The organism is Maribacter flavus, assembly GCF_008386635.1.
Taxonomy (GTDB): Bacteria; Bacteroidota; Bacteroidia; order Flavobacteriales; family Flavobacteriaceae; genus Maribacter; species Maribacter flavus.
The window spans coordinates 370,324-381,807 of the sequence record NZ_VUOE01000001.1; the positions used below are offsets into that span (position 1 = coordinate 370,324).

Annotated in this window: 9 protein-coding genes and 1 other RNA gene; 9 read left to right on the forward strand and 1 reads right to left on the reverse strand. The window is 44.3% G+C overall.

Annotated features, from left to right (window positions below):
- Nucleotides 1-140 precede the first annotated feature (140 nt).
- Together ssrA and F0361_RS01715 are read left to right on the forward strand one after the other, a co-directional pair.
- Nucleotides 141-540, forward strand: a transfer-messenger RNA (tmRNA) gene (gene ssrA / locus F0361_RS01710).
- A gap of 515 nt (nt 541-1,055) precedes the next feature.
- Entirely contained in the window at nt 1,056-2,588 is a 1,533-nt protein-coding gene (locus F0361_RS01715) for a Kelch repeat-containing protein (RefSeq protein WP_161598190.1), read from the forward strand.
- Between the two features lie 150 nt (nt 2,589-2,738).
- On the opposite strand, the gene F0361_RS01720 is transcribed toward F0361_RS01715, so the two are convergent.
- A complete protein-coding gene (locus tag F0361_RS01720) occupies nt 2,739-3,662 on the reverse strand; it encodes a LysR family transcriptional regulator (protein WP_154916977.1) in 924 nt (307 codons plus the stop codon).
- Nucleotides 3,663-3,754: 92 nt separating this feature from the next.
- Here F0361_RS01720 and F0361_RS01725 point away from each other — a divergent pair, with 92 nt between their 5' ends.
- From F0361_RS01725 to F0361_RS01755, 7 genes are all read left to right on the forward strand, one after another.
- Nucleotides 3,755-4,063, forward strand: a complete 309-nt coding sequence (locus F0361_RS01725) for a hypothetical protein (RefSeq protein WP_154916978.1) — start codon at nt 3,755-3,757, stop codon at nt 4,061-4,063.
- 60 nt (nt 4,064-4,123) lie between these two features.
- Entirely contained in the window at nt 4,124-4,330 is a 207-nt protein-coding gene (locus F0361_RS01730) for a hypothetical protein (protein ID WP_154916979.1), read from the forward strand.
- A gap of 11 nt (nt 4,331-4,341) precedes the next feature.
- Nucleotides 4,342-5,802, forward strand: coding sequence for a proton-conducting transporter transmembrane domain-containing protein (locus tag F0361_RS01735; RefSeq protein WP_154916980.1), 1,461 nt, complete (start codon nt 4,342-4,344; stop codon nt 5,800-5,802).
- A gap of 4 nt (nt 5,803-5,806) precedes the next feature.
- A complete protein-coding gene (locus F0361_RS01740) occupies nt 5,807-8,182 on the forward strand; it encodes a DUF2309 domain-containing protein (RefSeq protein ID WP_154916981.1) in 2,376 nt (791 codons plus the stop codon).
- A gap of 184 nt (nt 8,183-8,366) precedes the next feature.
- Nucleotides 8,367-8,666 carry a DUF2188 domain-containing protein gene (locus F0361_RS01745; RefSeq protein ID WP_154916982.1) on the forward strand — a complete coding sequence of 100 codons (300 nt, stop codon included), beginning with the start codon at nt 8,367-8,369 and terminating at the stop codon, nt 8,664-8,666.
- A gap of 227 nt (nt 8,667-8,893) precedes the next feature.
- On the forward strand, nt 8,894-10,282 hold the full coding sequence (locus tag F0361_RS01750) for an efflux transporter outer membrane subunit (RefSeq protein WP_246160788.1): 1,389 nt from the start codon (nt 8,894-8,896) through the stop codon (nt 10,280-10,282).
- Complete coding sequence (locus F0361_RS01755; protein WP_154916984.1) at nt 10,279-11,484, forward strand: efflux RND transporter periplasmic adaptor subunit; 1,206 nt, start codon at nt 10,279-10,281, stop codon at nt 11,482-11,484. The genes F0361_RS01750 and F0361_RS01755 overlap by 4 nt, the downstream gene beginning before the upstream one ends.

Genomic DNA, 11,484 nt, shown 5'->3' on the forward strand with positions numbered 1-11,484 from the left:
AAAAGATAAAGCTGATAGCCTGACCCTTTGAAGTTTCACGAAAAGGGGAACGCCCAACCCATTACCGTACTACGTACCGTTGTAGTTCTTTGACAAAAAAGTGATAGATTCCTGCCGGTGCGGGAATGACATCCCATTACGGGGCCGACTGGTTTTGACAGCGAGACCAATGGCATTGTAAGCATGCCGAGCGCTGGGGTACAGCTCGTTAATATCATACTTCACACTTTTAATTGGCGAAAATAATTACGCTCTTGCCGCATAATCTGAATTATAGTAAGATATGCCTCGTCCCTACTAGGTAGGGAAGCGAGATGTTCCTGAATAGCCCTTGTTGACGGCGATTCATTTAGGAGCACCAGAAAAGTCAACACAAGGGTATCCGCTCGCTTTGGCGGTGCCTCTAAAACCTTAAGAAGATAAGTGTGCATTAGGCGGTTTCTGGTCAGGTGCACATCGAAAACCAAACAGATACTAAGCATGTAGAAAGCACTGACGTTGCTTGTTTGGACGAGGGTTCGAATCCCTCCGGCTCCACTCCAAAAGCCACCATTTTAGGTGGCTTTTTTCGTTACGCCATCGAGCATCGAAGGCCAGCGCGGCAAGCTCGCTCCTAAGTTTATGCTGAGCGTAGCCGAAGCGCAAAAAAGGTCTACAAGACCTTTTTTTAACGCTCGCCCGTCTCCGGCTCCACGATTAAGCAAAAAGCCGCACATTTATGTGCGGTTTTGCTGTTTTGGGCGAAAACATTTACGATTCATAGGATTGAAATTTTGATTTTCAACTACGTCAAGGAGGTAGAGCCGAAGGTAATCCCCCAGTTCAAGTTCCAATATTGGAGTCCCAACATCTTCCCTTTAGAATTTACCCTTTCTCTTTCCTTATTATATTAAATGAATATTGCTTTAAAATACCCATTGTTGGGTATTTACTTTCCTAATACATCTATCTAGTTTGCCAACAATAAACCTTTGTTGAAATCCGGCTTTTGGAAATCCAGCACCTCTTAAAAGGCAAAATGATATCCAAAACCCACAAAACACAAAAAAATGAAGATGAAACGATTATTTCTATTGACCCTTACCGCAGTTCTTATTTTAGCTTGTAACAATGATGATACCCCCAGTGTCATAGAGGAAATTACGGAAGAAACCGAGGAGGAAACAGTAGAGGAAGAACAGGAACCCCAACCAAGTCCGGAGGAAATTCTGTCCGCCGAACGCGCTGAAATCATTACCGAAATTACAGCGGACAATGAAAAGGTGTGGCGGATAACCTCGGCAATAATGACCAATTCCAACGGTAGTTTTAATATTACGGGGGCTTTCAATATCGTGGACGACGAGTTTATATTTAAAAACACGGTCAATGCCACCGGTAAATCGGAGTTTGAAGGTAGTTTGGTCTGGAATCCTGGTTTCGCATTCGATATTGAAGCCGTAAGCGAAGCCGACGCATTGACGGAACTCTATGCGAGTCCTGCCGAGAGCACCTTTGATTTCGCCGAAAACAGTTCCACACAGATTGAGGCCTTTAACAACAACTTTGTGTTGGATCTATCAACCCAAAACCCTATGGCGACCTGGGATTTTGGTGACAATAGAAGCATGGAACTAACATTGGTACCCAAATTGGCGACAGACTACCAACAGGTGCCCAGTTCCATGCTAGAATTTACCGAAGCGTTCACTTTTGCTTCCAACTTTATTGATAGTGGTGCTCCTGGAATGGTTGGTTCGCTTACGAGCAATAGTTTTTACTTGGCAAACAGGGAATACGATCCTACACTTGATGCCAATATCGAAAAAATAAGAAAATTTGATATTTCCAGCGGATCCCTTAGCGAAAAAATTAATCCACTACTTGACTTTGTTTCCAAACAAGTAAATATCATTGACGATAAAATTTATGTGGCCGGTGGTCAACGAATCAACATTTACGATTTGGAATTACAGAACGATCCGGTAAGCACACAGGATTACGGTGCGGCCCTTGGAATTCCATTTTTGGGACTTAGCCGATTTGGAACGGCAGTCCTTGGCAACAAAATCTATATAGTAGGCGGTGACCTAGACAATAACCTAACCGATAAAATCCTGGTTTTTGATACGGAAACACAGACCCTTGAAGAATTTGCTACCATGCCAGAACCTAGATCGGGAGCCCGTGCCGAAATTGTGAACGACAAGCTTTACATTTTTGGTGGACAGACCGCTTTTTTTACACCACCGGCCAAGGATACCATTTATATTTTTGATCTAAACACTTCTGAACTGACAGTGGAACAATTGCCCACAGCCATCGATTTTAGTTTTACCGGTAGGACACAAAACCTAATATATGTGGCAGGTAGAATAGAAACTGTGTCCACTGAGAACATGTTATTGGACCGGGAACCTTATTTGGGTGTCTATGATACAAACACAGGTGTTTTTACTGAATTGGAGACCAATCTTTCCAGCCCGAATCTGGAGACCATTCATTCCATGGCTGTTTTTAACGACAAGATTTACGTGGTTTTTGGTCAAGGTCAAGCCCAGGAAGAAGGCCAATTCCAAACTTGGTCCATACTATCGGCGGATATTTGAGTTAGTTTCAATAGCACCTCTTAAATAGAGGTGAGTTTAAAAAGCTCCTTGTTGATAACCATTTTGAGTTTTGGGGGAAATCAAAAATAGGAGAAGACAGGGAGCTTTTTTTTTGAATTTTAGTTAATAAGAAGATATTCACACAGGGGTTCAAAAACCATTCACCCACCCGAATTTTTTCTGGATAATGCCATCTTTTTCCTGTTCCAAATACTCCAAAAGTGCCAAGGCAACTGGCGACAAATTTTTGGATTTGAGCCAAATGAGGTTCCATGTTGTTGTGATGGGGAGTCCCTGAACGGGAACAATCTTGAGTTCGTTGCTTTTTAAGGCGTTCTTGATGCCGATCAAGGGCATTATGGAACAACCCAACCCGGCAATTACGGCCTGTTTTACCGCTTCGTTAGAAGTAAGCTCCAATTTTTTGGTGACCGAATAGCGGTTTTGGGAAATAAAATACTCCATAGCATTTCTGGTGGCCGATCCAGGTTCCCTGTAAATAAGGGGAATTTTTTCGAATAGGTATTTTTTAGAGACCTTTTTGGGCAATTCCCGATGATAATTGCTTACATAGAACAGTTTGTTGGGCATTAGCTCCACTCCGGAAACACTTAATTTATCGGGAAGTACGGACACCAGGGCGAAATCGACCTCGTTCTCCTCCAAACTTCGTACGACCTTGGTTTTATTGGTCACGTCCATGATCAGCTCAATGCCATCATGTTCCTTGATAAAATCAGACAAAAAATAGGGCATGACATATTTTCCGGTAGATACGACCGATAGTTTCAATCTACCCGAAAGCTTCCCTTGATAGGCCACCGTCCTGTGGTCAATTTCCTGTACCTGTTCCAGGATCCTTTGGGCCGCTTGGGCGATTTCAGTTCCAAAATCGGTTATAAAAAGTCGGCGCCCAACCACTTCCGTTAATGGAATTGGAAATTGATCTTGGAAGTTTTTTAATTGTATCGATACTGCAGGTTGGGTCAAATGCAATTCTTCCGATGCCTTTGTAATGCTTTGTAATTCAGCTATTTTGAGGAATATCTGAAGCTGGTGCAACGTATAGTTCATAAAATATTTTAATGTTCAACATTATAAATATAAATAAAATTTAATGATTTTAATGGTACATCTTTGCACTGCAAAATTTAAAAACGAAATCCATGGAAACCAAAGAATTACCCAAAGTCAAAAAAGAACAAAGAACGATTCAACTAGTGGACGGAACGTTCACCCCCAGCGAGGCATCCGATGTGATTACCGCCTTGATCGATGAAAAAATCAATTTCCATAAAATTCAAAGATTACAATTGTGGGAAGGAAATCATAAGTGCAATACCAATGGACTTGATGGTAGGATCGAAGAATTGATAAAAGAAAAACAACTTGCAAAGGAAATCATAAACGAGGCGCGATCCAAGGGAGCCAATATTGCCATCAACGGTACACTAAGTCTAAAATTTGTGGATTGATCCTTCCCTTCTATCCTCATAAACTAACACCAAATAAAATCCGAATTCAAAAACAAAAAAATGCAATTAAGTAAAAAAACAACGCTTATGCTGCTAGGTTCCCTGGCACTTCTGGTCCTTATTGGGGTATCCTATCTAAACAAGTCCATTTTCTTGGAACAGATATTGGTTTGCTCCTTCATTATTGGCTTAACCGGCCTTGTGCACCTATTGGGGGACATAAAGAAGATGGAGCAGGACAATGAGAGGGCCGAAGGGAAATCATAAAAAGCAACAGAATGACATCACAATACACAACTTTTCCGACCTTATCAGATAGACAATCAGGCAAAGCCGATGTAACCGGGATGGTGCCTTTTTTATTCTGGATCCTATTCCTTGCCAATGTAGTTTTCGCCCTAGTTAATTTCCCGAATATTCCAGAATGGAGATGGGGCGACTTGTTCAGAACCAATGGTTTTACCCTCCTACTATTCACCACCGTATCATTTTTCAGTGCCATCATAAGTACCTATGCCAAATCCTACTTCAAGGAACGGGGGCAGCGGTCAAAATTCATGGTACTCTGCCTAGCATTTACATTTGCAGTTCTTTTCTTTATCATTTCGGAACATTTGCTGCTGTTACTTCTGGGATGGTTGCTCATGGGCTTGGTCATGTCAAGACTTATTGGCTTCCATGCGGATTGGGGAGAGGCCAAAGAGGCCAAAAAACTGTCCCGAAACTATTTTTTGGTGGGCAGTTTTCTGTTGGGAGTCGGGCTTTTGGTGCCCGCCGCCTACCATAACAGTATCACCTTGAGTGCTTGGACGGACGCCATCGGGGAAACCCCAAAATACATCATGCTGCTTTCCACATTTTGTATCATTACCGCTGCATTGATTCAATCCGCCATTTTCCCATTTCATAAATGGTTGCTATCCTCCATGACGGCCCCTACCCCGGCATCCGCATTGATGCACGCCGGTTTTGTAAACGGTTCCGGTATCATTTTGACCCTATTGGCCCCCATACTGATTGCATCGAACACTCTGGATGTTCTGCTCATTATAGGTGGTTTGACCGCTATAATCGCCCAGTTTACCAAACTAATCCAAGTCAACGTAAAGCAACGTTTGGCTTGTTCCACGATTGCCCAAATGGGTTTCATGATCATGCAATGCGGTCTTGGGTTCTTCAGCGCGGCCATCGCCCATCTTATCCTCCATGGATTTTATAAGGCATCCTTGTTTCTGTCCAGCGGGGAAGAGGTGGAAAAACTGCATCCAAAAGCGCCACCTTCCATACGTATAAAATGGTATCAAGGCCTGATAGTTCTGGTCTTTAGTCTGATGGGCGCCTATCTTTTCGCCCTTCTCACAGGCAAGGGCATGGCATGGGACAGTGGCATCTTTTTAACGCTGATCGCCGCCATTGCGGTGGGACAGATGACCTATAATCTCGTAAAGCAAAACCCGCTTAACGGATGGCAAAAAATAGTGCTACCGCCCGTACTTTTTATATCGGGAATCGCGGTATATGCCCTCGTCTACACTACAGTGACCACCTTCATGAACGGGATGGAAGTTATTGCCGCGCCAACCTCCATATCACCATTTCAAATGGCATTCGGTATTGTATTCCTAATCGGATTCTTTATCATGAAACTTGGTAGTTACAGAAAGATTCCATGGCTTTATGTCAGACTTTTAAGCTTATCACAGCCCGCTAAAAAAACCTTCCTATCCTTTAAAAACTAAGACAATGAATCATTTGGACATCGATATACTTATAGACAAGGCAACTGAATACGTTGGTAACACATGGCCGCTGTATTCATTTGTGACCTCCAATCCCCTAAGTGGTCTTGAAGGAAAACATTTTTTACGGGCGACACAGGAAGCCGGATCACTTTTGGATGCAGAAATGTTCCCTAAAGCATCGGTGTATAAAAAAGCCTTGGATAACGGGGCCATCGACCCTAACGAAATACAGGAACTTTTAAAGGAGCACGGCTATTCCTATACGCCGGAGGAGTCCTTAAAAATAATGTTCAAAAAGGCCAGCAAGAAAACCGAAAATCAACAGCATGCGCTGGACCAATACATGGTAAAATGGCTTTCTTCCTTTATGGACGAAGGGCTGGCGGAGTGGCAAATGCCCTATAAGCAGGAGGGATTCTTCCATGCTTGGCGAAAACTGGCCCCCTATGATGGCAGTTTGGGCACCGTGCGCCAGACCATGATTCCCAAGACCAGTGACGAGGCCTTGGAAAGCGTATTGAACGGTCAACCTCAGGAAACAATACTGAAAGCCTTTACCCAACATTTGGCCGCGCTACCGGGATGGACAGGGTACATAAAGCACAGGGGCACAAACCTTCAAGCCTGGCAAAAGGAGGCTCCTATCCAGTTAAAGGATTATCTGGCGGTCCGACTTTGGGCGAATAAAAAGTTGGGCTTCCAACTGGTAAAAAAGAATGTTTTGGAGAACACCCAAGACCAACGTGCGGGACTTCCCTATGTATGGTTGCTGGCTTGGGAGAGATCTTGGCAGAAAGAACTGCTCAAGACGCTTAAAAAGTCCGCCATCGATGTTTCCAAAAATGAGGATTCGCGACCGGACGCACAGCTTGTATTCTGTATCGACACCCGATCGGAACTTATCCGAAGGCATGTAGAATCCAGCGGAAAGTATGAAACTTTTGGGTATGCGGGATTTTTTGGAATTGCTATGGATTACAAGAATCCTAAAAACGGCTTGGCCCAAAAAGCATGTCCGCCAATTTTGGACTCATGTTATGTGGTTACCGAAGAGGCCGATGAAAATCAAGAGGCCTCAAAAATACATCTGGACCGAAAAAACGAGCTCAGTACCTTTTGGCATTACTTTCTAAAGCGGATGAAAAACATGCTTCCGTCCACGTTCGGTTTTGTGGAAGGCTCCGGATTCGTCTACGGACTCAACCTCACAGCACGTACCATTTTTTCCAAGTACTTATACCGATGGAGAAGTAAAGACCGGAATGTTTATGAAGAAGTATGTACGCCAGATATTAAAAATATCGACACTACTGTTCATCCGGAAATTTCCATCCCACTGACAGAAAAAGTAGGCATCGTGAAATCGGCCTTCGATTTAATGGGTTGGAAAAACTTTGCGCCCCTAGTGGTTTTTGCGGGCCATGGTAGCCATTCTGCCAACAACCCATTTGGTTCCAGTCTGGACTGCGGTGCCTGCGCCGCAACCCCGGGAAGGCATAATGCCAGGATGTTGGCAAAACTCGCCAATGACAAAGAGGTACGGGAACAGCTGTTCAACCAACATGGTGTGGACATTCCAAAGTTGACCCACTTCTTAGGTGCGGAACACAACACCACTACGGATGAAATCGTACTTTTTGATTCCGAAGTGCCAAACTCGCACCACAAAGCCTTGGAGAGGCTTAAAGAAAACCTGAAAAAAGCACAAATTACGGCTACTCAGGAGCGACTGGGACGCACTAAAAATAGTGTTTCCCTGGCGCAATTGAACGCCAGCAACTGGGGAGAGACTAGACCGGAATGGGGACTCGCCAAGAATGCCAGTTTTGTTATCGGTCCACGAAAACTGACACAGAACCATAATTTGGACGGGCGATGCTTCCTCCATTCCTACGATTGGAAAACGGATACCGAAGGAAAGGCCTTGGTAGGTATCATGCAAGGACCCATGGTGGTAACCCAATGGATCAACAACCACTATTACTTTTCTACTGTGGATAACGAAACCTTTGGCGCGGGAACCAAAACCACCCATAACGTTACAGGAAAATTTGGTGTGGTGCAGGGCAATGGTGGGGATCTTAAACGTGGGCTTCCATGGGAATCCTTATTTGAGGAAAAGGATATGCCGTATCATCCACCTTTGCGTTTGACAGTTGTCATTAACGCCCCCATAAACCGAGTGGACAATATTCTAGCAAAGAACGACTCTTTAAAATCCTTGATAATCAATGAGTGGCTCCACCTTGTCATTATGGATCCGGAAACCCATAAAGAGGTATTGTGGAAACCACATCAGGACATAAATACAAAAGTAAAAGATGAAAAAATTTCCAAGCCTACAAACAAGAAGGTGTATGAAGAATTAAGTGTTTGAACGATGGGTCAGGATTTTTAGTTTTAGTATTAGCATCAAAAAAATAAAAATCTGACTCCATATACAAAAGCCACCCCTTGGGTGGCTTTTAGCTTGAATATTATTTCTATGATAAATAAAAGCTCGTACGCAAAATTGTCCAGGATTGATTTGTATATTATTTTAGATGAACTAAAGCGTTTAAATGTCCACAGGCAAAACCTTCCTTCGTACGCTAATCGAACTAATAGAAATCTTTTTCAACAGTTCACGAAGCTTAAAACGCGGGCGGACATGGAATCAACACGTAGTTCCTTACGAAGACGCTTGGGCCGTTCGCAGGGAAGGAAACAAACGGATTACCAGCAAGCATAGAAAACAAAGTACGGCGATAAACAAGGCCAAAGCCCTGGCGAAGAAATACAATGCCGATGTCATCATCCATCGGGAGAACGGGGAAATCCGTGATCGTATCAGCTTTAACGATGCCAACCCCAAAAAATAATTTTAGGTAGGTACTCTCTCGTTACTAATAAGTACGAGTGCTCTTTCGGTCCAATCTTTAACTCATTTCGGCCTAGGCCCTAAATCCCGCCATTTTTAAGTTTTTGTTAATAGACATATTCCGCCAAAAGGGGTATTTTAAGCTTTATGGTACAATTACCGCAACCAACTACCCGCAAATCCTTAAAAAATACACCCTTAAAAACAACAAGAACAAAGGGTTTTCTCTTGTTATACATCATTTTTTCCGCAATCGTAATAATAGGCTGTTCTCCTAGGTATACCAACGTTGCAGTACCCATTGACAATGTTCAGGAATTTTCAACTACCGGCAGTATTGTATTAGAGGACGAATGGTGGACTGCCTTTGAAGATGAACAATTAAACACCCTAATAGATAGCGCTTTACATTCTAATATGAATCTGGCCGCCATTTGGGAGCAGTTTAGGGCATCCAAAGCAGTTTTGCGCAGGGAGGCCTCCATCAAATGGCCACAAATAGATGCCTCTGCGCAAACGGCCCGTAATTTTCCGGAACCGGATTTTGTTGGTGGTGAAAACACCCAATTGGGACTCGCCACTTCCTATGAAGTAGACTTATGGGGACGAATCCGTACAGCGGTGCAGGCGGAAAAACTACGGGCAGATGCAAGTCTATTCGATTATAGAACGGCTGCGATAACGCTATCTTCCCAAATTGCCTCAACGTGGTACCAGTTGCTCGTCGCCAAAAAACAATTGGAAATAACGGAAGAGCAGATCGCGGTTAACGAGGATATCATCAAACTCATACGTTCCAGGTTTGTGGGCGGCCAAATTAGGGCCGTTGATATATTACGACAAGCGCAATTATTGGAGAGCACCAAGGAACAGCGTATCATTTTTAGGACCAACGTGGAATTGTTGGAAAACCAGCTTGCCGTGCTTCTTGGAAAACAACCGCAGGAACCTTTGGAACTTGAGTCCCAACCCCTACCCCAGTTAGATGAACTTCCGGAAACGGGACTACCTCTTGAACTGGTTAGGCGGCGGCCAGATTTACAGAGGTCCTATACCTTGTTGCTTGCAGCCGACCGTGATATGGCCTCCGCAGTAAAGAGCAAATACCCAAGACTTTCCTTGAGCGCAAGGGGACAATTGCGTTCCAATAATTTTGACAATCTCTTTGAGAACTGGGCCTATTCCATCGCCGGAAATCTATTGGCGCCTTTATTTTATGGTGGCCAACTCAGTGCCGAAGTGAATCGAACAGAGGCCATCAAACGCCAAAGATTGTATGAATACGGACAGGCTACCCTAACGGCCTTTCTAGAAGTGGAAAACGGAGTCACTAGGGACATCATGCAAAAAGAGCGCCTTGAGAACATCGAAAGGCAATTGGACCTAGCGGAGAAAAGCAACAAGCAACTACGGGTCGAGTTCCTGAACGGTTTTAGTCCGTACCTGGACGTACTCATTGGACTGGATGCAGAGCAACAGTTGCGAAGGGACTACTTGGCCGCACAATTGCAGCAGATTCAGATTCGAATAGACCTGTACCGCGCATTGGCCGGAGGGTTTGAAACGGACCGTGAAATGGAAATTGAAATGGAAATGGAAAAAACAAAACAATTATGACCAACAAAAAAATACTGTGGATTTGTTTGGGGATTTTACTGGCAGGTGTTGCTATCACCACGCTTATTTTCTCAACGGAACCTGAGGCCCAAACCGAAGGTGCCACCGTGGAAACCGCCATGTTGGTCGATATTACGGAAGTGGAACAGGGCACTTTTGAGCCTGTCATCGTGGCCACGGGTACCGTGCAGCCCGTAGAGGACGTTCAGTTGAGTCCGCTGGTGCCCGGTCAAATAATTAGAAGAGATCCTGCCTTCACACCCGGTGGCTTCGTAAAAAAGAACCAAGTATTGTTGCAGATAGATCCATCGGACTATGAAAACACACTTGAGCTTAGAAGAAGTGAGCTGATGCAATCCCAAACATCCTTGGATACGGAAATGGGTCGGCAACAAATTGCATCCCAAGATCTCCAGCTTATTGTGGACGATTCCTTATTCGGAAGTAATCCCTTATCTGAAGAAGAACGCCAACTGGTACTTAGAAAACCGCAGCTAAATGCTGTAAAGGCGACCATTGAGGCTTCCAAGGCTTCGGTAAAACAGGCCCAACTTAATTTGGAAAGGACCACCATACGAGCACCTTTCGATGCCCATATCCTTACCCAAAATGTTTCTACGGGTTCGCAAGTTTCCCAAGGGGATAATCTAGGTAGAATCGTTGGCACCGATTATTATTGGGTGAACGCCACGGTTCCCGTTTCCAAACTTCAATGGTTGAAATTTCCACAGAATAGTGCTGAAAAAGGGTCCCTAGTTCGGATAGAAAATTCAACAACCTGGCCCAGCGGTTCCTATAGAGAGGGCTATTTGGACCGACAAATTGGGGCCTTGGATGGCCAGACACGCTTGGCTCGGGTTTTGGTCCGTGTGGAAGACCCCCTGGGTCAAAAGTCCATTTCTGAAGACATGCCCATGCTTATCATAGGTTCCTTTGTAGAAGTGTATATCAATGCAACTCCCATTGAGAATGTCGTCCGTTTAGATAAAGGTCTTGTCCGTACGGGCGAGACCGTTTGGGTGATGAAAGACCGTAAATTGGAAATACGGGAGGTGGATGTTGTCCTCACGGATGATCGGTATGCCTATATATCAAACGGATTACAAACAGGTGACAAGGTGGTCACCACGGATCTAAGTACCGTAAGCAATGGCATCGGCCTTCGTACGGAAGGACAGGGTACTACGGAAACAACAGAATAA

Coding starts and splice junctions, on each gene's coding strand:
- F0361_RS01715 (WP_161598190.1), top strand. CDS start 1,056: ATGAAACGATTATTTCTATTGACCCTTACCGCAGTTCTTATTTTAGCT.
- F0361_RS01720 (WP_154916977.1), bottom strand. CDS start 3,662: ATGAACTATACGTTGCACCAGCTTCAGATATTCCTCAAAATAGCTGAA.
- F0361_RS01725 (WP_154916978.1), top strand. CDS start 3,755: ATGGAAACCAAAGAATTACCCAAAGTCAAAAAAGAACAAAGAACGATT.
- F0361_RS01730 (WP_154916979.1), top strand. CDS start 4,124: ATGCAATTAAGTAAAAAAACAACGCTTATGCTGCTAGGTTCCCTGGCA.
- F0361_RS01735 (WP_154916980.1), top strand. CDS start 4,342: ATGACATCACAATACACAACTTTTCCGACCTTATCAGATAGACAATCA.
- F0361_RS01740 (WP_154916981.1), top strand. CDS start 5,807: ATGAATCATTTGGACATCGATATACTTATAGACAAGGCAACTGAATAC.
- F0361_RS01745 (WP_154916982.1), top strand. CDS start 8,367: ATGTCCACAGGCAAAACCTTCCTTCGTACGCTAATCGAACTAATAGAA.
- F0361_RS01755 (WP_154916984.1), top strand. CDS start 10,279: ATGACCAACAAAAAAATACTGTGGATTTGTTTGGGGATTTTACTGGCA.